We start from the raw sequence: 21,735 nt of genomic DNA on the forward strand, positions 1-21,735 counted from the left end.
CGGGCCGGGTCGGGCTAGACGTCGGCGCCTAGCTCGGCGTCGGCGTGCTCCTCGGCGGTCTCGCCGGGCTCGTCGTAGTGGAGGTAGCGGATGCCGGCCTTGACGTCGCCGTCGAAGCCGAGCTTGCCCTTCTCCAGGACCAGCACCCGGTCGCACATCTTCTGGACCGACGCCGCGGCGTGGGAGACGTAGAAGAGCGTGCGGCCGCTCTTGCGGACCTCCTGCATCCTCTGCATGCACTTCTGCTTGAAGGGCTTGTCGCCGACGGCGAGCACCTCGTCGGCGAGGAAGATGTCGGAGTCGACGTGGATCGCGACGGCGAAGCCGAGCCGGGCGAACTCGCCGGAGCTGTACTGGCCGACCGGAGAGTCGAGTCGTTTGCCGACCTCGGCGAACTCGACGATGTCGTCGAACTTCCGACGGGTCTCGGCCTCGCTCATGCCGAGCACGGCGGCGTTGAGGAAGATGTTCTCGCGGCCGGTGAGCTGACGGTGGAAGCCAGCGCCGGTCGCGATCAGGCCGGCGATCCGGCCCCGGGTCAACACCTTGCCGGAGTCGGGCGTCATGATCCCGTTGATCAGCTTGAGCAGGGTGCTCTTGCCGGAGCCGTTGAGGCCCATCAGGCCGATCGACTCCCCCTGCTCGACCCGGAACGACACGTCGTCCAAGGCGAGGAACGTCTCTGACAGCTTGTGACCGCGAGCAGCGGCGACCGACATCTGCTTGATGGTGCGGTGGTAACGCAGCGTGAACTGCTTGCTGACGTTCTCCACGACGATGGACTCAGTCATCAGAGACGCTCCGGGATCTTCTTCTCGAGCTTCCAGAACAGCATCTGGGCCAGCACGAGGACGACCAGTGCGGCGCCGAGGTGGGCGAAGCCGATCAGGAAGAGGTGGTCGGGCAGATCGGTCTTCTCCGTGGCCGCCGGGTCGTTGGTGGTGCCGGTCCAGAAGCCGCGCTGGAACAGCAGCACGGCCTCGGCCACCGGGTTGAGCAGATAGTACGGCGCGGCGGCACCGAACCGGTCGGCGACCATGCTGTACGGGTAGATCATCGGCACGCTGAACGTCACGATCTGCGTGAGCGTCTGGACGATGTTGCCGAAGTCGCGGAAGTAGACGTTGGCCGCGCTGAACACCAGCGCGAGCGCGGTGCCCAGCACCGCGACGATGGCGAAGCCGAGCAGCGCCGCGCCGACACCGACCAGGTCAGGACTCCAGCCGAGCGCGACGCAGAAGCCGGTGAGCAGCAGCATGCCGGGCACCACGTGGTACGCCGAGACCAGCATCGAGGCGACCGGGAACATCTCCCGCGGCACCGCCATCTTCTTGATCAGGCCCTTGTTGGCCATGATCGAGCGGGTGCCCGCGCCGAACGTCTCGGTGAAGTAGTGCACGATCACCAGGCCCGCGAAGATGTGGATCGCGTGGTTCTCGGTGCGTCCGCCCATGATGACGGCGAACACGACGTAGTACATGCCGAGCCGGACCGCAGGCTGGATGTAGGACCAGAAGATGCCGAGGAACGAGCCCTGGTAGCGCGCCGACAGCTCACGGCGTACCAGCAGCTTCAGCAGGTACCGTCGCCGGAAGACCTCCAGCAGCCCGCTGTTGCCGGACGGCGGGACCAGCGGCGCCTCAACGACCCGATTGGCCGTCTCAGCCATCAGACTCCCCTGACTGTTCAGGCTCCTCAGCAGCCTCGAGCCACGGCGCGAAGGTGCGCTCCCACGTCTCCGGCGAGGTGACCTCGCCCAGGGCGCTGCGGTACCGCTCGGCCAGCTCCGGCCACTCCCGGTACAGCCGCTCGTGGATCTCCACGCTGCGCTTGAGCATCGCGCGGAACTGGGCCGGGTCGCGCCGGTAGAGCGCGGCCGAGGTGCCGTCGGGCATCGAGACGACCGCGGCGTCCAGGGTCGCCAGCCGGTACCACCGGGCGTCCATCGCCGGCAGCACCTCCTCCGGGAAGTCGCGCGACAGCGGCCGCACCGGCCGGAACTGGCGCAGCGTGCCGACCGCAGCCGACACCAGCTGGCGACGCTTGCTCGGGATCTCGGAGCTGTCGCCGCGGACGGGCGTGTCCCGGCGGGGCTGCGGGAACGCCTCCGGGTCGGCCTTCAGGTCGGAGTCGGTGTAGCCGGAACGGATCTCCCGGATCTCGCCGAGCTTGGTGCCGAGGTCGGGGTGCAGCTGCTCGGGGCCGGCGAGCACGTCCTCGAGCGCCTTCAGGCGGAGCTCTGCCGTCGAGTACTGCATCGACACCAAGTGCTTGACCTGGTGGCTGAAGGACTCGCGCACCAGCCCGCCGCCGTGCTTGAACGGCGAGTGCAGCAGCGCCGCGACGAACCGGTTGCGCTGGTGGAAGTAGGACTGCCAGTCCAGCGCGTCGTTCTTGTCGGTCCACGGGATGTGCCACACGGCCGAGCCGGGCATGGTGACGGTCGGGAAGCCGGCGGCCTGGGCGCGCACGCCGTACTCGCTGTCGTCCCACTTGATGAACAGCGGCAGCGACAGCCCGATCTCACGCAGCACCACGGTGGGGATCAGGCACATGAACCAGCCGTTGTAGTCCACGTCGATCCGGCGGTGCAGCCAGCGGGTGGAGCGCAGGTTGCGGGCGCTGAAGTCCCAGTCGGCCTGGACCGTCTTCGGGGAGCCCCACCAGAAGCGATGCCGGTCCACGACCTCGCCGTAGCTGTGCAGCCGCGACTTGGCGTAGAGGCTGAACATGTGGCCGCCGACGATCGTGGGCCGGCGCGCGAGGTCGCCGAAGGTGACCGCGCGGATGATGCCCTCGGGCTCGCAGACCACGTCGTCGTCCATGCACATGACGTACGTCGCGGTGCCCTTGCGCACGGTCTCCAGCTGGCCGCGGGCATAGCCGCCGGAGCCACCGAGGTTCCCCTGCTCCAGGATCCGCAGCGTCGAGCCGAGGTCGCCCTCGGCCTTGGCGAAGTCCGGCGAGTCGACGACCTTCTGGGTGCCCTGCTCCATCACCAGCACCTCGTCGAGGTACTCGCGCAGCGTCGGGTCGGCGCCGATCTGGCCGAGCAGCTTGGCGCAGAAGTCGGGCCGGTTCATGGTGGTGATCGCGACGGTGACGGTGCCGTGCTCGGCCCGGTCGGCGGGTACGTCGGCCGACCAGCTGGCCTCCTCGATCACCGCGTCGTGGTCGCCCGCGGTGACGTCGTACCAGTACCAGCCGCCGTCCTGGAACGGGACCAGCGTCAGGTCGAACTCGACGGTGGTGCGCTCGTCGGAGGAGATGTGGGCGGCGTCGACGCGCTGCGAGCGGCCGTTGGCCATCGACCGGTAGACCGTGACCGTCGAGCCGGCGCCGCTCAGCGTGACAGAGAGGGTCACGCTGGTGACCACGGTCCAGCGCCGCCAGTAGCCGGCCGGGAAGCCGTTGAAGTAGGTGCCGAGCGACAGGCTCTGGCCGCCCTCGACCCGGAGCCGGTGCCGGTCCAGGATCGCGTCCGGGCGCAGCGAGGTGCCAGTGGAGGTGGCCTGCCGCGCGGCGGCCTTGTTGACCTCCTTGGCCGACTTGTTGCCGCCGATCGAGTCGCGGTCGGCGTCGAGTACGGCGGGCTCGGTGTCGACGTACAGCGGGATGACGTCGACGTCGCGGTCGGCGGGCAGCACGAACCGCTGCAGCACCCTGCGCACAGTTGCCTCGCCCTTGGTTGTGACAGTCACTCGTCCACTCCTCCGGACTTCAGCTCCGCGCCGTCGGCGAAGTGCGGCTTCAGCTTGTTGTCGAACATCGACAGCGCGGACCCGATCGCCATGTGCATGTCGAGGTACTTGTAGGTGCCGAGCCGGCCGCCGAAGAGAACCATCGGCTCCTTGTTGGCGAGCTCGCGGTAGCGCAGGAGCTTCTCGCGGTCGTCGGGGGTGTTGACCGGGTAGTAGGGCTCGTCGCCCTTCTCGGCGAACCGGCTGAACTCGCGCATGATCACGGTCTTGTCGCCCGGGTACTCACGCTCGGGGTGGAAGTGCCGGAACTCGTGGATCCGGGTGAACTTCACGTCCTCGTCGGGGTAGTTCATGACCGGCGTGCCCTGGAAGTCGCCGGTGTCGACGACCTCGCGCTCGAAGTCCAGCGTCCGCCAGGACAGCTCGCCCTCGGAGCGGCCGAAGTACTCGTCGACCGGGCCGGTGTAGACGATCGGGACCTTGCCGACGTACTCGTCGCGGACGTCGAAGAAGTCGGTGTCGAGGCGGACCTCGATGTTCTCGTGCTCGGCCATCCGCTCGAGCCACGCGGTGTAGCCGTCCTTCGGCAGACCCTCGTAGGTGTCGTTGAAGTAGCGGTTGTTGTAGGTGTAGCGGACCGGGAGCCGGCTGATGATGTCGGCCGACAGCTGGTGCGGGTCGGTCTGCCACTGCTTGGCCGTGTAGTGGGCGATGAACGCCTCGTAGAGCGGGCGGCCGATCAGCGAGACGCCCTTCTCGACGAAGTTCTCCGGCTCCTTGTCGCCGAGCTCGGCGGCCTGCTCCTTGATCAGCGCGCGCGCCTCGTCGGGGGTGTACGCCGCGTCGAAGAACTGGTTGATCGTACCGAGGTTGATCGGCATCGGGTACACCTGGCCCTTGTGGGAGGTGTAGACCCGGTGCTGGTAGTCGGTGAACTCGGTGAACCGGTTGACGTACTCCCACACCCTCTTGTTCGACGTGTGGAACAGGTGCGCGCCGTACACGTGCACCTCGATCCCCGTCTCCGGGTCCGCCTCGCTGTAGGCGTTGCCGCCGATGTGGTGCCGCCGATCGAGGACGAGAACCTTGAGGCCGAGCTCGTTGGCACAGCGCTCCGCGATGGTCAGGCCGAAGAATCCGGATCCGACGACGACAAGATCCGGGGCTGACCCGGGGACAGACGAAGGCAAGACGAGAACTCCTGGTTGGGGGTGGGCGGCGGCCAGTCTACGGAGTCGGGCCGTCAGAGGGGATTCGGCGAGAACGCTGATTCGCCGGCGGGGGCACCTTCATGGACTGCGCGGAACGGATTGCCTTGAACACGTTAGCGGCCTCGGAGCGGCCGCCACGGAGTGGGCTGAGCAGGATCACGGCGAGCGTGATCAGGTACGGCTTGAACCGGACCAGGACGTTCTCGCCGTACCGGAAGTGCACGACGAAGAGGTTCCGGTACATGTAGAACCCCTTCCAGGTGTCGAGCGCGTGCTGCTGGTCGAAGTCGAGCTGGCGGACCAGTACGGCGTCGCGCAGCGCCAGGGCCGGGAAGCCGGCCCGGGCCGCGCGGACTACGAAGTCGACGTCGTCGTAGAAGATGAAGTACGACGGGTCCGGCAGGCCGATCGCGTCGATCACCTCGCGCTTGACCAGGAAGCCCTCGAACGCGGCGTTCTGGATCCCCACTTCGGCCGGCATCGCCTCGCGGGTGCCGTAGACCGTCTCCACGCTGGTGCGCTTGGGCCGGATCGCCAGCGGGTTGCGCAGGTCGAAGTGGGTGGCCGCCTTCTCCACCAGGTTGCCGCGGCTGTCCTCACGGACCGCGGCCAGGCACGGGCCGTCGTGGTCGAGCATGATCGTGAGGCAGTCCGGCGCCGGGACCACGTCGTCGTCCATCAGCCAGATCCGGTCGTGGCCCGCGTCGTACGCCGTCCGGACGCCGAGGTGGAAGCCGCCCGCACCGCCGAGGTTCTCCTCGGAGTGGATCGCGGTGAGCGGCAGGTCGTCGCGCTCGTCGAGAACCTGCCGGGTGTGGTCCGAGCTGGCGTTGTTGACGACGTAGATCTTGTCGGCCGGGCGGGTCAGCGCGGCCAGCCCGTCGAGCATCTTGCTCAGCAGGTCGGCCCGGTTGTAGGTCACCACCACGATGGCGACGGACTCCGGCTGGGGCTCGGTCACTTCAGGAACCTCCGGTGGCCGGTGAAGTCGCCGCGCAGCCCGGCCACCATGGCCTGCGCACTGAGCCGGATCCGGGCGGGACTCGGCTTGGTGAAGGCGTAGAACCAGACCGTCTTCACCACGAAGGCGGCCGCGTGCAACGGGCCGCGGTACTCGCGCAGGTTGACCAGGTTGTTGCGGGCCATGCAGTAGTGCTTGAGGTCGGACGGCGAGTGGTTGTACGTCGTCTTGCCGAACATCATCGGCGTACCGAGCGCACCGATCGACGGGTGGTGCACCTGGGCGCCGACGATGGTGGCGACCCGGGCGCCGGCCTTCTCCGCGCGCAGCCGGTACTCGTGGTCGTCGCCCCAGATGAAGAACTCCTCGCGCGGCAGCCCGATCTGTTTGACCAGCTCGGAGGTGACCAGCACGCCGTTGAACGGGATCACGATCTCGTCGATCCGGCCGCCCTTGGCGGCCGCCTCGGCGTCCGCGAGGTCGTAGACGACCCGGGTGCCGCCGGGCAGCCGGATCGGGAAGACCAGCCGGCCCGGGTCGGCCTCGTCGACGACCAGCGGTCCCCAGAAGTCGAGGTCGTCCTCCTTGAGCAGCAGGTCTAGGCAGTCCGGCTGCGGGAGCCCGTCGTCGTCCATCAGCCAGGCGAGGTCGGCCCCGCGCTCCAGCGCCGTCTCCAGCCCGGCGTGGAAGCCGCCCGCGCCGCCGGTGTTGCGGCCGAGGTGCTCGACGTGGACCGGCACCTTGGTCTCGACCAGCCGGTCCCACGGCCGCGACGCCAGCCACTCGGTGGTGCCGTCGGTCGAGGCGTTGTCGACGACCAGGATCTCGTCGAGTCGCGTCACGTCACGGAGTGCGTCAAGCAGTCGCTGGAGTAGCGCCAACCGGTTGAAGGTGACGACAACGGCGACGACACGGGAGCGCTCGGCTCCGTGGTCCGGGGGGGTCACGGCGTACACCATACGGGTCCCGTCCACCCGGCTCATGTTGACACCCAGAGACCGCTCACCCGTCCCGTTTTGACACGGTTCGTGTCACGGCGTCAGCAGGCGGCGCCGAGGTCGTCGGCCTGGTTGGCGGCGTACCCCTCGTCGCGCGAGCCGATCGACCCACCGGTGGTGCTCTTCGGCTTCTTCTTGGGCTTGGCCTTCTCGTCCTTCTTGCCCTCGGCCCGGTCGATCGCGTCCTCGACCATGTCGTGGATCTTGTCGATGTCCGGGTCGGCGGTGTTGATCGTGGGCGGGACCAGGGAGACCGTGGACATCTTCTGCTCCTTGGCCTTGCCGGCGAGGTCGATGAACCTCGCGAGCTCGCTGGCGGGCAGGTTCGTGGAGAGCATGCCGCTGGTCGCCTTCATGATCTTCTCGAAGTTGCGGACCGCGGTCTGCGGGCTGACCTGGGTCAGCAGCGCGTTCATCACGCACTTCTGACGGGCCATCCGCGAGTAGTCGTCGGAGCCCTCGCGGGCACGCGCGAACCAGAGCGCGTCGAAGCCGTTGAGCTTCTTCTTGCCGGGCTCGATGTAGTGGAAGAAGTCCTCGTGCGGCAGGCCGACCGGGATCTTGTCGCGCACATTGAGCGTCACCCCGCCGACCGCGTCCACGAGCTCCTTGAAGCCCTCGAGGTTCACCATCGCCCAGTAGCTGATCTTCAGGTCGGTGATCCCCTCGACCGCGCTGACCGTCGCGTCGATGCCGGGAGTCTTGGAGTCGCCGAACAGCTCTTTGTTGTCCAGCGCCCAGGTGCTGACGCCGTTCAGGAGGCAGCCGTCGCAGTCGAACCCGTCCGGGAACTGCTCGTCCATGACCGAGCCGTCGGCGAACTCGAAGTTCGCCATGTTGCGCGGCAGCCCGACCAGCACCGTCTTGCCGGTCTCGGCGTCGATGCTGGCGACAGTCAGTGAGTCTGGGCGCAGGCCCCAGCGGCCCTTGCCGGAGTCGCCGCCGAGCAGCAGCACGTTGTAGCGGCCGTCCTCGGCGTCGCTGACCTTGCCACTGCCGAAGGTGGTGACGATGAAGTCCCGCTGTACGCCGACCACGTGCGCGCCGAACAGCAGCGTCCCCGCGACCGACAGGCAGAGCACGCCGTTGACCCCCACCACCGTGAGCCGCTGTCCCTGCCGCAGTGTGAGCGGCTCGCCGAGCCGCCATGCGTCGAAGAAGAGTGCCGCCCACGCGACCGCCAGGATCATCAGCGTGATCCGGATCAGCGAGAGGAGCGTCGCGTTCAGGCCCAGCCAGAGTGCGAAGCCGTGCCAGGCGAGCGTGATCAGGACGACGAGTACGACGAGCCCCGCGAGTCCGGCCCAGATCCGCAGCGCGATCCGGCCGATCGTCTTGTTGCCCGCGGCGAGCTGTGCCGAGCCGGGCAGGACCAACGTCATCAGCATCAGGGTGATCGCACGCCGGAAGCGCACCCGGGCCGCCCGCTCGCGAACGGCGTGCGGCTGTGCGGCGGGGCGTCTCTGATCGTCACACCCGGGGGAAGAGACGGGTGGCATCGAGTTGCTGCCTCTCTGCTGGGGAAGTAGCGGAGCGCTCAATAGGCCCATCTAGTATCACCAGTCACATCAGTAACGCGGTGGAAGGCGCGCCGGGCGGCTGGCAGCATGGCGCGGGTGACCTCCATCTCCCATCGCCAGTCCGACGCCCGCCTGCGGGCGACCTCCGTGCTGACCAGCCGTTTCGTCGAGGGAGACCTTGACGGCGCGCTCTCGGTGCTCGACGAGATGATCGCGGCGTACCCCGAACGCCGGCACAACCACGCCTACCTCCGCACCATGGTCCTGACCCTGCTCGGCCGCACCCAGGAGGCGGTTGCCGAGGTGCGGGCCACCGTTGGGGCCGGCGGCTGGTGGTCGCGGGAGAGGCTCACCGAACCGGAGTTCGAGCAGCTGGCGGCCGAGCCCGGCTACCAAGACGCGGTCACGGCCATGGCCGCGCGCTCCGACCAGGCGCTCGCGGCAGCCGCGGCGGCGACCGCGAGCGTGCGTGAGTATGCCGGCGTCGAGCCTCGGGCCGCGGTCGTCGCGCTGCACATGTACGGCGTGACCGCGGAGGAGACGGCCGGGATCTGGGCCGAGGCGCCCGGGGTCGCCTCGTTCGTGCCGGAGTCGACGTACCTCAACTCTGACGGCGCGCCCGGCTGGGACGACCCGGGCCTGGCCCGCCGCGACGTCGCCGTGGCGGTCGAGCGGGCCCGGGCCGCGGCGCCCGGTCTGCCGTTGCTGCTGGCCGGCGGCTCGCAGGGCGCGGCCACCGCGATGACCCTGGCTGCCGAGGGCGCGTTCCCCGAGATCCGCGGCGTGATCGCGGTCGTCGGTGCCTGTCCACCCGACGCGGTCGTCGGCCCGGGCAGCGTGCCGGTCTTCTCGATCGGCGGCGAGGCCGACCCGATGACGCTTGCCAACCAGCGGGCCGCGCACGACGCGCTCGCCGCGGCCGGAATCGCTGCCGAGCTGGACGAGGTGGCGGACCTGCCGCACATCTACCCGCCCGACTGGGCCGAGTGGGCCGACCGGGCCGTGGACTTCTGCCTCGGGTCCTAGCGCCAGACGGGCGCGATGTTCTTGCGGTAGCCGCGGCCGAAGGCCGCGGTGAGGATCTTCAGCACCGGTCCCGGAATCGTCTGCCTCACGAAGGCGTGCGCCTCCGCGTCGCCGCCGTCCTGGAGCCAGGCGAAGAACTGGCCGAGCACGGCCGGTGACTGCTTCTTCAGCTTGCTCTCCGCCTGCTGCCACTCCGGGTTCTCGAAGTGCGGTTTGGACGCCGGCTCCAGCTCGGCCTCCTCGTGGTCCAGGTGGCTGATCACCACCTGGCGCCCGCGCCGTACCGTCTCCTGCGCGGCGGCCGCGTGCGCTGCCGATGCGCTGGCGGCGTACGTCGAGAGGGCCGCGGTGATCTCCTTGTCGGCGGCCTGCATCGCAGCGTGCTCGGAGTCCATCGCGTCCAGCAGCGCGCCGTCGACGCCGACCTTGCGCAGGATCGGGTGGAACATCTCCTCCTCGTGACCGTGGTGCTCGTGCAGTGGTGGGACAGGTGCTGCCACGCCCGGTTCAGGCCGGCCGCGCGCTCCTTGTCGCCGTCCGGCACGGACCCGAGGACGTCCTCGAGCCGCTGGAAGTCACGGCGGAAAGCTGCGTGGATCGCCTTGTTCATCGAATCGATCGCCATGGCGTCGAGGCTAGTCCGCGGTCAGTGGGTGCGCCCGGCCTCGATCTCGGCCTTTCGGGCAAGCCTGTGTGCCCGCCTGATCTCGGCCTCGCGGTGCCGGCGTACCTCGTCGGGCGTCTCGGGAGCCAGCGGTGGCACCTCGCGAGGCTTGCCGTGCTCGTCGATGGCGACGAAGACGAAGTACGCCGAGGCGACGTGCCGCGGCTCGCTGGCGGCGTCGTTCCAAGGCTGCGCCTCGACCCGTACCCCGATCTCCATCGAGGTCCGGCCTGCCCAGTTGACCTGGGCCATGGTGCGGATGATGTCGCCGACCTGGACCGGGTGCAGGAACGCCATGTCGTCCATCTGCGCGGTGACCGCCGGGCCGCCGCTGTGGCGCTGTGCGACCGCGCCCGCGGTGGAGTCGGCGAGCTTCATGATCTCGCCGCCGTGGACGTTGCCGAGCAGGTTGGCTTCGTTGGTGTGCGCCACCAGGGCGAGCGACACGCGAGCGTACGCCGGAGACAGCGCGCGGTCGGTGCTCATGGGCGGCACGGTAGCGTCTTCGCCATGGCAGATCGTCCCCGGGGCAACGGCACCCCCGCTGAGGGTACCCCCGAGTACAACTGGCTCTACGGTCAGCGGGAGCCCGCCTCCCCCGACTCCGAGGCCACCGAGATCTTCCCCGGCTGGGGCTCCCCGGACCAGCCGACGCAGCCCGCGGCGCCCGCTCCGCCGCCCCCGGACCGAACCCAGGTGCTGCCGGTGCAGCAGCAGCCTTATAACCAGCCGCCGCCCCCGCCGCAGCCGCCGCAGCCGCCGCCCGGGCAGACGCCGTACCGCCAGCCGCCCCCGCCGCCGACCGCACCGGGTCACGGCCCAGGGCCCGGCCTGCCGCTGCCCCGCCGGCCCCGGATCCGGTTCCGGCCGGTCCGCTGGGTGATGCTGCTGCTCCTGCTGTGGCTGGTGTTCCTCATCGCGACCCCGTTTTGGGCCTGGCGGTCGGTCGACAAGGTGGACGCCGAGCCGAGCGGTGAGCGCCCCGGCGACCAGCCCGGTACGACGTACCTCATCGTCGGCAGCGACAGCCGCCAGGGCCTGACCAAGGAGGAGCGTGACGAGCTCGGCACCGGCAACCCGTCCTCGGAGCTGACCGACACGATCATGCTGCTGCACACCGGCGACGGCCCCAACCTGCTGATGTCGATCCCACGCGACTCGCTGGTCAACATCCCGGGGTCCGAAGGCAAGAGCAAGATCAACGGTGCCTACGGCAAGGGCGGCCCGGAGCTTGTCGTCCAGACCATCGAGCAGAACACCGGCATCCGGGTCGACCACTACGTCGAGATCGGGCTCGGCGGCTTCGTCGGCCTGGTCGACGCGGTCGGTGGGGTCGAGATCTGCCCGAAGAAGGCGATGAAGGACCCGAAGGCCAACCTCGACATCAAGAAGGGCTGCCAGGAGGCCGACGGCGTCACCGCGCTCGGCTACGCCCGCTCCCGGAAGTTCGCCACCGGCGACATCGAGCGCGCCGAGCACCAGCGTGAGGTGGTCTCGGCGGTTGGCAAGAAGGCGGTCTCACCCTGGTCAGTGGTGAATCCGATCCGCTACTGGAAGCTCAACATGGCGGCCACCGACTTCATCACCACCGACGAGAACACCGGGCCTACGAAGCTCGCCGGCTTCGCCCTGGCGATGACCCGCCTCGACGGCGACAACGGCATGACCTGCGGCGTCCCCATCGCCGACCTCGCCGTCAACTGGGACGAGAAGCGCTCCAAGCAGATGTTCGAGTACATCCAGAACGACGAGACCGACAAGATCGGCAAGCTCTGCAACAAGTCCGGCCTGGTCACCGGCCCGTAGGCCGCAGGTGGACGGTTGCCGGCCGCCGGTTGACGAACCGCCGGTTGCCGCCAGTTGAGAAGTTGCCGGTTGCCGCCGGTTGAGGAGGTTGCGCAGCAACCGTCTCGAAACCAAGGCACGCTCCGCACCGGTCTCCGGGTCATCCACAGGCACGCACATCGACCTTGGTTTGGTCGCGCCATGTCGAGAGGCTTGGCGCCATGGCATGGGCGTACCTGCTGGAGTGCTCCGACGGCTCGTTCTATGTCGGCAGCACGACCGACATCGAGCGACGCGTCTGGGAGCACAACGAGGGCCTCGGCGCGTCGTACACAAGGCGCCGCCGACCCGTTCGCCTCGCATGGAGCGCCGAGTACGAGCGAGTGAGCGATGCGTTCGCGGTCGAGAAGCAGGTACAGGGCTGGAGTCGCGCCAAGCGCCTCGCACTGATCGAAGGTCGCCTACAAGATCTGCCGCCCCTGGCTAGCCGCGCGTGGCGGTCGCCCTGACGCTACCGAGCGCCTTGGTTTCGAGACGGTTGCTGCGCAACCTCCTCAACCAGCGGCGGTTCTCAACCGGCGGGGTCCCTCAACCGGCGGCGTGAGGCTCAGAGCTGGGACTGGATACCGGAGAGGAGTTGGCGGGCGATGACTATGCGCTGGACCTGGTTGGTGCCTTCGTAGATCTGGGTGATCTTGGCGTCGCGCATCATCCGCTCGACGGGGTAGTCGCGGGTGTAGCCGTAGCCGCCCAGCACCTGCACTGCGTCCGTCGTGACCTCCATGGCGACGTCGGAGGCGAAGGCCTTGGCGGCGGCGCCAAAGAACGTCAGGTCCTTGTCGCCGCGCTCGGAGCGGCCGGCGGCGGCGTAGGTCATCTGACGGGCGGCCTCGACCTTCATGCCCATGTCGGCGAGCAGGAACTGCAGGCCCTGGAAGTCCGAGATCGGCTTGCCGAACTGCTGCCGCTCCTGCGCATACCCGAGCGCGTAGTCAAGAGCGCCCTGGGCGACGCCGACGGCCTGGGCGGCGATGGTGACCCGGGTGTGGTCGAGGGTCTTCATCGCGGTCTCGAAGCCGGTGCCCTCCTCGCCGATGATCCGGTCGCCGGGGATCCGCACGTTGTCGTAGTAGACCTCGCGGGTCGGCGAGCCCTTGATGCCGAGCTTCTTCTCCGGGGCACCGAAGGAGAGGCCCTCGTCGGTGGCCTCGACGACGAACGCCGAGATGCCACGCGAGCGCTTCTCGGGGTCGGTGACCGCCATCGTGGTGTAGAACGCCGACTCGCCGGCGTTGGTGATCCAGCGCTTCACGCCGTTGAGGATCCAGCCGTCGCCATCACGGACCGCGCGGGTCTTCATGCCGGCGGCGTCGGAGCCGGCGTCCGGCTCCGACAGGCAGTATGAGAACCCGCCCTCGCCGCGCGCCAGCGCGCCGAGGTACTTCTTCTTCAAGTCCTCCGAGCCCGAGATCTGCACCGGCAGCGAGCCCAGCTTGTTGACCGCCGGGATCAGCGACGACGAGACACAGGCGCGGGCGATCTCCTCGATCACGATCACCGTGGCCAGCGCGTCGGCGCCGGCCCCGCCGTACTCCTCCGGCACGTGCGGCGCGTGGAAGTCGGCGGCGAGCAGGGCGTCGGCAGCCTCGCGCGGGTAGCGGGCGTTCTCGTCGACGTCGGCCGCGAACGGCGCGATCTTGGCGTCGGACAGGGCACGCACGGCCTCACGAACGGCCTGGTGCTCCTCGGAGATCGCGTAGAGAGGGAACTCGGAAGACATAGTGCGCATCGTACTTCCGGGTAGCCTGCGGTTGCGCCTTCGTTCCCGTGGGCGTTGTCACACCAGCGAGGAGCCATGAAGCTGCCCGACCGCCTCGACCGCCTGCCGGCTCACGAGCTCAGCCGGCGCGTGTACGGCGAGCCGTACGTCACCGCGGACGGCACCACGATCGTCCCGGTCTCCCGCGTCGGCGTGACCTCGGCCCGTCCGGTCGGCGTCTTCGTGCTGCGCGATGGCAAGACCACCTGGCACCCCGCAGTGGATCACACCCGAATCGCGCTGATGGGCGGGGCGATCGGCATGGTCGCCGCGGCATTCAGCACCCTCGCGCTGGTACGCCGTCCGCCGTGGCCGGACATCCGGCTAGCGTTGAAGCGTGAGTGACTGGCAGAAGCAGGAGTACGTCGACCTGATGCTCGACGACCTGAAGGTGTGGGCGATCGTGGGCCTGTCCGGCGACCCGAGCCGGACGGCGTACCGCATCGCCGACATGCTGCAGCGGCGCGGCAAGCAGATCGTGCCGATCCACCCGAACGCACCCGTGGTGCTGGGCGAACAGGGCTACCCGACGCTGGCCGACGTGCCGTTCCCGATCGACGTGGTCGACGTGTTCCGCCGGTCCGACGCGGCCGGCGAGTTCGCCGACCAGGCGGTCGCGGTCGACGCCAAGGCCGTCTGGTTCCAGCTCGGCGTGATCGACGAGGACGCGTTCCGGCGTACGGCGGAGGCGGGCGTGCCGATGGTGATGGACACCTGTCCGGCCATCGAGTGGGGCAAGCGTTGACCGAACCGGGTCGCGACCTGGCCGTGCCGCCCGGCCCTGGCCTGCCGTCGGGCGCCACCATCCCGGCGACCGAGCTCGTCGAGCGGTTCTCGCGGTCGGCCGGCCCTGGCGGCCAGTCGGTCAACACCACCGACAGCCGGGTCGAGCTGCTGTTCACGCCGGCCACGTCGACGGCGTTCACCGACGATCAGCGCCGCCGGATCGTGAGCCGACTCGGCGAGGGCGCCATCTCCGTGGTCGCCTCCGAGCGCCGCTCCCAACTGCGCAACCGCGCCGCCGCCCGTGAGCGGCTGGTCGAGATCCTGCGCGGCGCGCTCGCTCCCCCACCGCCCCCGCGGGTGCCGACCAAGCCCTCGAAAGCAGCGCGACGCCGGCGGGTCGACGCCAAGAAGCGGCGCGGCCAGACCAAGGCCCTGCGCGGCCGGGTCCGTGGAGAATGAGCCCGTGCGCAGCGACGAGCGGGTCAAGATCTCCAAGCGGATGTCGTTGGCCTTGCGACACGCACCGGAGCGGTTCGGGCTGAGGCTCGACCGGGCGGGGTGGGTCGACGTGACCGACCTGCTCACCGCGTTGGAGCTCACCAGAGATCAGCTGGACGAGGTGGTGGCGACCAACGACAAGCAGCGGTTCGCGCTGTCCGCGGACGGCGACCGGATCCGCGCCAACCAGGGCCACAGCATCGCCGTCGAGCTGGATCTCGCGGTCGCCGTGCCGCCGGCGGTGCTGTTCCACGGAACCGTCGCGATGGTACTGCCCGCGATCATGAACGAGGGCCTGCGCCCGATGCGTCGGCACGACGTACACCTGTCGGCCTCGACCGAGACCGCCCGCAGGGTCGGCGCGCGGCGGGTGCGCCGGTCATCCTTGAGGTCGCGGCCGAGAGGATGCACGCCGACGGCCACACCTTCCGCGTCAGCGAGAACGGCGTCTGGCTGACCGCGTCGGTCCCGCCGGCGTACCTCAGCGTGATCTAGAAGCCGACCTTCCGAGGGCCGGCTGAGGCTTCTCTGACCTTCGCGCCCTTCTCGCGCGCCAGGTCGCCGAGGGACTCCTGGTAGTCGACCAGCTTCTTCTGGAGCTCGGAGTCGGAGGTGGCCAGGATCCGTGCGGCGAGGATGCCGGCGTTCTTGGCGTTGCCGATGGCGACGGTGGCGACGGGGATGCCGCCGGGCATCTGCACGATCGAGAGCAGCGAGTCCATGCCGTCGAGGTACTTCAGCGGCACGGGTACGCCGATCACCGGCAGCGGCGTAACGGAGGCGACCATGCCGGGCAGCGCAGCCGCGCCGCCGGCGCCGGCGATGATCACCGACAGCCCGCGGCCGGCGGCCTCCTTGCCGTAGTCGAGCATCTCCTGTGGCATCCGGTGCGCGGAGACCACGTCGGCCTCGTACTCGACACCGAGCTCGGCCAGGATCTCGCCCGCCGCCTTCATCACCGGCCAGTCGGAGTCGGACCCCATCACAATTCCCACGCGTGCACTCATGAACCGGAGCCTAGTAGCGCCCCCGGCATGACGACTCACTCACTCTCGTCGCCGAGCTCGCCGGCGAACCAGGCCGCCGCGTGCCGCGCGCGTTCGAGGCAGTCGTCGAGGTCGTCGCCGTACGCGTTGACGTGGCCGACCTTGCGGCCGGGCCGGATCTGCTTGCCGTAGAGGTGCACCCGCAGCTCGGGGTCCCGCGCCAGCGCGTGCGGGAAACCGTCGTACAGGTGACCGGCCGCGGGGTCGCCGCCGAGGATGTTGACCATCACCGTCCACCGAGCCCGTGGCTCGGGCGAGCCGAGCGGCAGATCCAAGACGGCGCGCAGGTGGTTCTCGAACTGCGAGGTGACCGCGCCGTCCTGGGTCCAGTGGCCGGTGTTGTGGGGACGCATCGCGAGCTCGTTGACCAGCACCCGGCCGTCGGTGGTCTCGAACAGCTCCACCGCGAGTACGCCGGTCACGCCGAGCTCGCCCGCGATCTTCAGCGCGATCGCCTGTGCGTCGCCTGCCAGCTCGGGCACGAGGTCGGGTGCAGGGGCGATTACCTCGCGGCAGATCCCGTCGACCTGGGTGGTCTCGACGACGGGGTACGCCGCGGCCTGGCCGCTCGGCGAGCGCGCCACCAGCGCGGAGAGCTCGCGCCGGAAGTCGACCAGCTCCTCGGCCAGGATCTGGACGCCGGTCGCGATGGCCGCGTCGAAAGCCTCCTCACAATCAGCTTCCGAGCGGACCACCCACACGCCCTTGCCGTCGTACCCGCCCCGGGTCGTCTTCAGCACCGCCGGGAACCCGAACGCGGCCACCTCGGCGGGCGTAGTCACGACCGCATGCCGCGGGCAGGGCACGCCGATCGCGGTCAGTCGGGACCGCATCACGGCCTTGTCCTGGGCGTGCACCAGCGCTTCGGGGCCAGGCCGGACCGCCACCCCGGCGTCCTCGAGCGCGTGCAGGTGCTCGGTGGGGACGTGCTCGTGGTCGAAGGTGACGACCGCACAGCCGTCGGTGACCTTCAGCAGCGTCGGCAGGTCGCGGTAGTCGCCGACCAGATGGTCGGGGATCACCTGCGCGGCCGAGGCATCCTCGGCCTCGGCGAGCAGCCGCAGCGGAAGGCCGAGCGTGTTGGCCGGCGGCGCCATCATCCGGGCGAGCTGACCGGCGCCGATGATGGCGAGAGTCGGGGCTTGGTCTGGCACCCGCACAGCGTAGTGGTCATGCTTGGGAGTTCGTCGGGGCCTGAGCGGCCCGGGCACGCACGTCGCTGCGTTGTCGTCGGTCGACGGGCCACCGGCCCGCCTCCCTCCGACGCCTTGCGCTGCACGCACCCTGACCACTCATGCCCTCGAAGAACTCCCAAGCATGACCACAGTCGTGTCCATCAGTAGAACAGGTTCTTGTCGAACGCAAGGACTTTCTTGCATACTTCTGAGCCTAATCGCGCACAAACAAACACTCGGCGAAACGGACGGCCGCCATGCGACGACTCATCTGCCTGCTGATCACCCTCGGTCTCTGCGGTACGGCGGTCGCTGCTGCGGCCTCCGCGACACCCGCGACCGCACCCGCCACCGCGCCGTCCGCTGCGGCGGCCGAGCTCCCCGGCAATGCCGACTCCCCGCTCACGATCCCGCGGGTGCGGAGCTGGGCGAAGTCGAGCACGGGCTACCGGTTCGCGGACGGCGCCCGGATCGTGGTCGCGAAGCCCGCGCTCCAGTCCACCGCGACCCAGCTCGCAGCGGACCTCAGATCGCTGACCGGCCTCACCGTGCCGACCACGAAGGGGGCCGCGCGCACCGGCGACATCGTGCTGGACCTCGGCACCACCGAGGGCGGCGACGAGGGCTACCGCCTGGTGTCGGCTCCGGTCCTCCGGATCACCGGAAACACCGACCAGGGCGTCTTCCTCGGCACCCGGACCCTGCTCCAGGTGGTCAAGCAGAACCGCAGCGTGCCGGGCGGAACGGCGGTCGACTGGCCGCTCTACCGCGAGCGGTCGTTCATGGTCGACGTCGGCCGCAAGTACTTCACGATCGGGTGGCTGAAGAGGCACATCCGCGACATGTCCTACCTCAAGATGAACCAGCTCCACCTGCACCTCAACGACTTCACCGGCTACCGGCTGGAGAGCCCGAAGCACCCGGAGATCGTGTCCGCCCAGCACTACACGCGCGCCCAGATCACCGACCTGGTGGCGTACGCCGCGAGGTACCACGTCGAGGTGATCCCGGAGCTCGACTTCCCCGGCCACTCCGACCCGATCCTGGCCGCGCATCCCGAGCTCAAGCTGATCAACAAGGACGGCGTCGCCCACAAGAGCAACATCGACCTGTCCAAGCCCGCGGCGTACACGCTGATGAAGGACCTGATCACCGAGGCCCTGCCGCTGTTCCCGGGCAGGTACTGGCACATCGGTGCCGACGAGTACATCACCGACTACGCGGCGTACCCGCAGCTGGGCGAGTACGCGAAGCAGAAGTACGGCGCGAACGCCAAGCCGAAGGACACCTACTACGGCTACTTCAACTGGGCCAACGCGATCGTGCGCGCCGCCGGCAAGCAGGCGCGCGCCCACAACGACGGGATGTGGGGCGGCGACGGAACCGTCACCGTCGACAAGAACATCATCATCGGGCACTGGTCGCTCAGCGGCCCGCCGCCGTGGTGGGGCCCGGCGTACACCCCGCAGCAGCTGATCGCGATGGGCTACACGATCCAGAACGCGCCGTTCACGCCGACGCATCACACCGCCGGCGGCTGGGCGGCGCCGTTCAACGTCCCGGCGGGCGTGATGTACGAGACGTGGGACCCGAGCATCACCGTCGACAGCTCCACGCTCACGCCGGCCGAGAACGCGCACAACCTCGGCTCGATGCTGAAGCTGTGGTGCGACGAGGCAATCCAGACCGAGGACCAGCTCGGGTCGGCGGTCTACGACAAGCTGCGGGTGATGGCGCAGCACACCTGGCGGTCGGTCAGCCCGCCGTTCTGGTTCCAGTTCGCCTACATGATCGGCGCCGTTGGGTCGGCGCCGAGCTAGCTGCGCAAGCGGCAGCGGCAGCTAGCCGGGAGAGGGACTAGCTGCCGCTGGCCAGGCTCTGCGGCGCCGCGGTCTCGAAGCGCAGTCCCTTGCCGCGGATCGTGGTGATCAGGGTCGGGTGGCGGGTGTCGTCGCCGAGCTTGCGGCGCAACCAGCCCAGGTGCACGTCGATCGTCTTGGAGGACGTCCAGAACGTCGTGTGCCATACCTCGCGCATCAGCTCGTCCCGGCTGACGATCTCGCCCGGACGGCCGATGAGGGTGACCAGTAGGTCGAACTCTTTGCGTGACAGGTTGACTTCTTGGCCCCTCCGCCAAACCCGGCGATCCGCCGTGTCCACCCTCACGTCCTGAACTTCCAGCACTTGCACACCGTAAGAAGAGACTGGCCCCGGCGTTCGGGGAATGCGGAAACTTTGCTTTCCGAGCGCGGCGAATGTCGCGGATGTCGCGGGGGAATTTCCTAGTGGCGACGTACGGCGATGGGTTCGACCAGCCCGAAGCCGCGGATCGGCCGGGCCGGGAGCTTGCGGGTCTCGAACCTACTAGCCGGCAGCATCGCGGCGGTGGCGTCATCGATGATCACCCGGTTGCGGCGCGCGACCGAGGTGAGCCGGGACGCAAGGTTGACCGGCGGGCCGAACACGTCGCCCATCCGCATCACCACCGCGCCGCTGGCCAGCCCGAGACGGACGTCGGGCATCCGGGTGTCGCGCCCGATCACCGCGATGATCGCGTCGGCGATGTCGAGGGCGCGGACCGGGTCGTCGACCACGAACAGCACCGAGTCGCCCAGTGACTTCACCACCCGGCCGCGGTGCGCGGCGACCACGTCGTGGCAGCGCGACTCGAAGACCTCCACGAGGTCGCCGAGGCGGCTCTCGTCGATCTGGTTGGACAGCGCGGTGAAGCTGACCAGGTCCGCGAAGCCGACCGTGAGCTCGGTGTGGGCCTGCTCGTCGGTGTCGCCGTTGGCCGTCATCGGCTCGGCCCGGGCCACCGCAGCGGCAAGGTGCCGGCGCCAGGCGTAGACCAGCAGGAACTCGAACTGCCGTTCCAGCTCGATCCGCTCCAGCGCGGCCGCGATCCGGCCGCTGCCGTCGGCCGGGGCGAGCAGCGGCAGCAGCGCGGCGACCTGCCAGTCGGCGAGCCGGGCCATGGTCTGTCCGAGGCCGCGGGTCATCGTGATCGCGGTGTCGAAGTCCAGCAGTCCCGAGTCGACGTATGTCCGCAGCTGGGTCAGCGCCTCGACGTCGGCACTGGTGAACGCCGACTCGTCGTCGTACTCCGGGAAGCCGAGCGCCCGCCAGAGCCGCCGGGCCTGGTCCAGCGACGTGCCACCCTCACGGGCGACCTCCGCGGCAGTCAGCGTCGGCTGCTCGCCCAGGATCGCCGTCTCGAGCGCTTCCGGACTGGCGTCCTCGTCAGGTTCCATCGTCGGCGTGCCGGCGCTCCGACAGCTTGTGGAGCTCCTCGGCCACCTTCAGCTGGACCTTCTCGACGCGCGGGATGTCGTGGAGCTCGACGCGGCCGTCGGCGCTCGCGTCGGTGACCACGAGGGTGCCGCAGCCGAACAGCCGGTCGATGATGCCGATCTCGAAGTCGACGCCGCTGATCCGGTTGAGCGGGATCGTGCGGCCCTCCTTCGCCACGAAGCCGGAGCGCTTCATGAACCGCCGGTTGGTGAACGTGTAGGTGGTGGTGAACCAGACCACGAACGGCCGCAGCACCCACCAGACGATCGCCGCCGCTGCGACCACCCAGGCGGCGATGTGCAGGACGTCGGCGCCGGTGCCGTCGCCGATCGTGCCGACGTAGACCGCGGCGGCCAGGGCCAGCACCAGCACGATCAGAGGAAGCATCAGGGCTTTCGGGTGGGTCCGGGTGGACACCACGACGTACTCGCCCTGGTTCAGGAGCTTATTCGGAAAGGCCACGCTCAGATCATGTCACTGATCGGCGGCCCGCACGTGAACCACGTCACCGGCGCCGACCGAGACCGTGCCGTCGGCCGTCTCGACGGCGAGCCGTCCGGACTCGTCGACGTCGGTCGCCCGCCCGGTCAGCTGCTCCCCCGACGGCAGGTCGACGCGGACGTCGGTACCGAGGGTCGCGCAGGCCTGACGGTACGCCGGCCGCAGGCCCGCGTCGGGGTTGCCGTCGGCGCCCGCCCAGGCGGCGTACTCGTGGGCGAAGGTCGCGAGCAGCCCGCGCAGCAGCTCGGTCCGGTCGGGGGCGGTGCCGGTCGCGAGGGCCAGCGAGGTCGCGGTCGGCACCGGCAGCTCGTCCTGGGTGGCCGACACGTTGAGGCCGATGCCGACCACCGCGGCCTGGCCGGCGTCGGTGTCGACCAGCTCGACCAGGATCCCGGCGAGCTTCCGGTCGTCGACGAGTACGTCGTTGGGCCACTTCAGGCGGGTCGGCGCGACCCCGCGCAGCGCCTGGTGGACGGCGTACCCGGCCAACAGCGGCAGCCAGGGCCAGCGCCCCGGCGGCAGCGGAGCCGGCCGCACCAGGAAGGAGAAGGTCAGCGCGGCCTGGGGCGGGGTCTCCCAGGTCCGGTCCAGGCGGCCGCGGCCGGCGGTCTGATGCTCGGCGGCGATCACCAGGCCGGCGGGCGCCCCGGCGCGAGCCCGCTCGGCCACCAGGGCGTTGGTCGATGTGGCCTCGGTCACCACGGTGATCTCCGACCACAGCGAGCCGAGCTCGGTTGCGGTCAGACGAGCCGGGTCGAGCGGTGGGCGGCTGGGCAGCGCATCGGTCACGGGCACTAGATTGACCCACGA

At 69.5% G+C, this 21,735-nt stretch carries 24 protein-coding genes; 8 read left to right on the forward strand and 16 right to left on the reverse strand.

Annotated features, from left to right (window positions below; translation table 11 throughout):
* Positions 1 to 14: 14 nt before the first annotated feature.
* From DDV73_RS15570 to DDV73_RS15600, 7 genes are all read right to left on the reverse strand, one after another.
* Positions 15 to 791 (reverse strand): ABC transporter ATP-binding protein, encoded by a 777-nt coding sequence (locus tag DDV73_RS15570; protein ID WP_109508181.1) that lies wholly within the window; start codon positions 789 to 791, stop codon positions 15 to 17.
* Positions 791 to 1,669, reverse strand: a complete 879-nt coding sequence (locus tag DDV73_RS15575) for an ABC transporter permease (RefSeq protein ID WP_109508182.1) — start codon at positions 1,667 to 1,669, stop codon at positions 791 to 793. The genes DDV73_RS15570 and DDV73_RS15575 overlap by 1 nt, the downstream gene beginning before the upstream one ends.
* Complete coding sequence (locus tag DDV73_RS15580; RefSeq protein WP_109508183.1) at positions 1,662 to 3,701, reverse strand: glycosyltransferase; 2,040 nt, start codon at positions 3,699 to 3,701, stop codon at positions 1,662 to 1,664. Before DDV73_RS15580 ends, DDV73_RS15575 begins: the two co-directional genes overlap by 8 nt.
* A complete protein-coding gene (gene glf / locus DDV73_RS15585) occupies positions 3,698 to 4,891 on the reverse strand; it encodes a UDP-galactopyranose mutase (RefSeq protein ID WP_109508184.1) in 1,194 nt (397 codons plus the stop codon). Before glf ends, DDV73_RS15580 begins: the two co-directional genes overlap by 4 nt.
* Before the next feature lie 37 nt (positions 4,892 to 4,928).
* On the reverse strand, positions 4,929 to 5,873 hold the full coding sequence (locus tag DDV73_RS15590) for a glycosyltransferase family 2 protein (protein WP_109508185.1): 945 nt from the start codon (positions 5,871 to 5,873) through the stop codon (positions 4,929 to 4,931).
* The gene (locus DDV73_RS15595) at positions 5,870 to 6,820 is read right to left on the reverse strand and encodes a glycosyltransferase family 2 protein (RefSeq protein ID WP_240617309.1); all 951 of its coding nucleotides are present in this window, start codon (positions 6,818 to 6,820) and stop codon (positions 5,870 to 5,872) included. The genes DDV73_RS15590 and DDV73_RS15595 overlap by 4 nt, the downstream gene beginning before the upstream one ends.
* 92 nt (positions 6,821 to 6,912) lie before the next feature.
* Complete coding sequence (locus tag DDV73_RS15600) at positions 6,913 to 8,253, reverse strand: LCP family protein (protein ID WP_240617310.1); 1,341 nt, start codon at positions 8,251 to 8,253, stop codon at positions 6,913 to 6,915.
* Between the two features lie 234 nt (positions 8,254 to 8,487).
* Between DDV73_RS15600 and DDV73_RS27995 the strand changes: the two genes are divergently transcribed.
* Positions 8,488 to 9,417 carry an alpha/beta hydrolase gene (locus DDV73_RS27995; RefSeq protein WP_154402776.1) on the forward strand — a complete coding sequence of 310 codons (930 nt, stop codon included), beginning with the start codon at positions 8,488 to 8,490 and terminating at the stop codon, positions 9,415 to 9,417.
* Here the strand turns inward: DDV73_RS27995 and DDV73_RS15610 are convergent.
* Complete coding sequence (locus tag DDV73_RS15610; RefSeq protein WP_154402777.1) at positions 9,414 to 9,917, reverse strand: hemerythrin domain-containing protein; 504 nt, start codon at positions 9,915 to 9,917, stop codon at positions 9,414 to 9,416. The genes DDV73_RS27995 and DDV73_RS15610 overlap by 4 nt on opposite strands.
* A gap of 146 nt (positions 9,918 to 10,063) precedes the next feature.
* A complete protein-coding gene (locus DDV73_RS15615) occupies positions 10,064 to 10,567 on the reverse strand; it encodes an acyl-CoA thioesterase (RefSeq protein ID WP_109508189.1) in 504 nt (167 codons plus the stop codon).
* A 24-nt stretch (positions 10,568 to 10,591) separates the two neighbouring features.
* Between DDV73_RS15615 and DDV73_RS15620 the strand changes: the two genes are divergently transcribed.
* Positions 10,592 to 11,887 (forward strand): LCP family protein, encoded by a 1,296-nt coding sequence (locus tag DDV73_RS15620; RefSeq protein WP_109508190.1) that lies wholly within the window; start codon positions 10,592 to 10,594, stop codon positions 11,885 to 11,887.
* 200 nt (positions 11,888 to 12,087) lie between these two features.
* Positions 12,088 to 12,375, forward strand: coding sequence for a GIY-YIG nuclease family protein (locus DDV73_RS15625; RefSeq protein WP_109508191.1), 288 nt, complete (start codon positions 12,088 to 12,090; stop codon positions 12,373 to 12,375).
* Positions 12,376 to 12,473: 98 nt separating this feature from the next.
* On the opposite strand, the gene DDV73_RS15630 is transcribed toward DDV73_RS15625, so the two are convergent.
* Positions 12,474 to 13,646: an acyl-CoA dehydrogenase family protein gene (locus DDV73_RS15630; protein ID WP_109508192.1), complete on the reverse strand. Its 1,173-nt coding sequence runs from the start codon at positions 13,644 to 13,646 to the stop codon at positions 12,474 to 12,476.
* Positions 13,647 to 13,721: 75 nt separating this feature from the next.
* On the opposite strand from DDV73_RS15630, the gene DDV73_RS15635 reads away from it, so the two are divergent.
* Genes DDV73_RS15635 through DDV73_RS15650 form a run of 4 tightly spaced genes read left to right on the forward strand, consistent with a single transcriptional unit; the run spans position 13,722 to position 15,366 of the window.
* On the forward strand, positions 13,722 to 14,030 hold the full coding sequence (locus DDV73_RS15635; protein ID WP_109508193.1) for a hypothetical protein: 309 nt from the start codon (positions 13,722 to 13,724) through the stop codon (positions 14,028 to 14,030).
* On the forward strand, positions 14,023 to 14,430 hold the full coding sequence (locus DDV73_RS15640; RefSeq protein WP_240617311.1) for a CoA-binding protein: 408 nt from the start codon (positions 14,023 to 14,025) through the stop codon (positions 14,428 to 14,430). The genes DDV73_RS15635 and DDV73_RS15640 overlap by 8 nt, the downstream gene beginning before the upstream one ends.
* Positions 14,427 to 14,870, forward strand: a complete 444-nt coding sequence (arfB, locus tag DDV73_RS15645) for an alternative ribosome rescue aminoacyl-tRNA hydrolase ArfB (RefSeq protein WP_109508194.1) — start codon at positions 14,427 to 14,429, stop codon at positions 14,868 to 14,870. The genes DDV73_RS15640 and arfB overlap by 4 nt, the downstream gene beginning before the upstream one ends.
* A gap of 4 nt (positions 14,871 to 14,874) precedes the next feature.
* Positions 14,875 to 15,366 carry an RNA 2'-phosphotransferase gene (locus DDV73_RS15650; protein ID WP_240617312.1) on the forward strand — a complete coding sequence of 164 codons (492 nt, stop codon included), beginning with the start codon at positions 14,875 to 14,877 and terminating at the stop codon, positions 15,364 to 15,366.
* A gap of 34 nt (positions 15,367 to 15,400) precedes the next feature.
* Here DDV73_RS15650 and purE read toward each other — a convergent pair whose 3' ends face one another.
* Together purE and DDV73_RS15660 are read right to left on the reverse strand one after the other, a co-directional pair.
* Entirely contained in the window at positions 15,401 to 15,916 is a 516-nt protein-coding gene (purE, locus tag DDV73_RS15655; RefSeq protein WP_109508195.1) for a 5-(carboxyamino)imidazole ribonucleotide mutase, read from the reverse strand.
* 35 nt (positions 15,917 to 15,951) lie between these two features.
* Positions 15,952 to 17,109: a 5-(carboxyamino)imidazole ribonucleotide synthase gene (locus tag DDV73_RS15660; RefSeq protein ID WP_109508263.1), complete on the reverse strand. Its 1,158-nt coding sequence runs from the start codon at positions 17,107 to 17,109 to the stop codon at positions 15,952 to 15,954.
* A gap of 278 nt (positions 17,110 to 17,387) precedes the next feature.
* Here DDV73_RS15660 and DDV73_RS15665 point away from each other — a divergent pair, with 278 nt between their 5' ends.
* Positions 17,388 to 18,950: a family 20 glycosylhydrolase gene (locus DDV73_RS15665; protein WP_109508196.1), complete on the forward strand. Its 1,563-nt coding sequence runs from the start codon at positions 17,388 to 17,390 to the stop codon at positions 18,948 to 18,950.
* Positions 18,951 to 18,987: 37 nt separating this feature from the next.
* Here the strand turns inward: DDV73_RS15665 and DDV73_RS15670 are convergent, their stop codons facing one another.
* From DDV73_RS15670 to DDV73_RS15685, 4 genes are all read right to left on the reverse strand, one after another.
* Complete coding sequence (locus DDV73_RS15670; protein ID WP_109508197.1) at positions 18,988 to 19,314, reverse strand: winged helix-turn-helix domain-containing protein; 327 nt, start codon at positions 19,312 to 19,314, stop codon at positions 18,988 to 18,990.
* Between the two features lie 98 nt (positions 19,315 to 19,412).
* Positions 19,413 to 20,384, reverse strand: a complete 972-nt coding sequence (locus tag DDV73_RS15675; RefSeq protein WP_109508198.1) for an adenylate/guanylate cyclase domain-containing protein — start codon at positions 20,382 to 20,384, stop codon at positions 19,413 to 19,415.
* Positions 20,374 to 20,886, reverse strand: coding sequence for a PH domain-containing protein (locus tag DDV73_RS15680; RefSeq protein ID WP_109508199.1), 513 nt, complete (start codon positions 20,884 to 20,886; stop codon positions 20,374 to 20,376). Before DDV73_RS15680 ends, DDV73_RS15675 begins: the two co-directional genes overlap by 11 nt.
* Before the next feature lie 12 nt (positions 20,887 to 20,898).
* Positions 20,899 to 21,714, reverse strand: coding sequence for a biotin--[acetyl-CoA-carboxylase] ligase (locus DDV73_RS15685; RefSeq protein ID WP_240617313.1), 816 nt, complete (start codon positions 21,712 to 21,714; stop codon positions 20,899 to 20,901).
* Between the last annotated feature and the right edge of the window lie 21 nt (positions 21,715 to 21,735).

Origin of the sequence: Nocardioides speluncae (assembly GCF_003121585.1) — a bacterium.
Taxonomy (GTDB): domain Bacteria; phylum Actinomycetota; class Actinomycetes; order Propionibacteriales; family Nocardioidaceae; genus Nocardioides; species Nocardioides speluncae.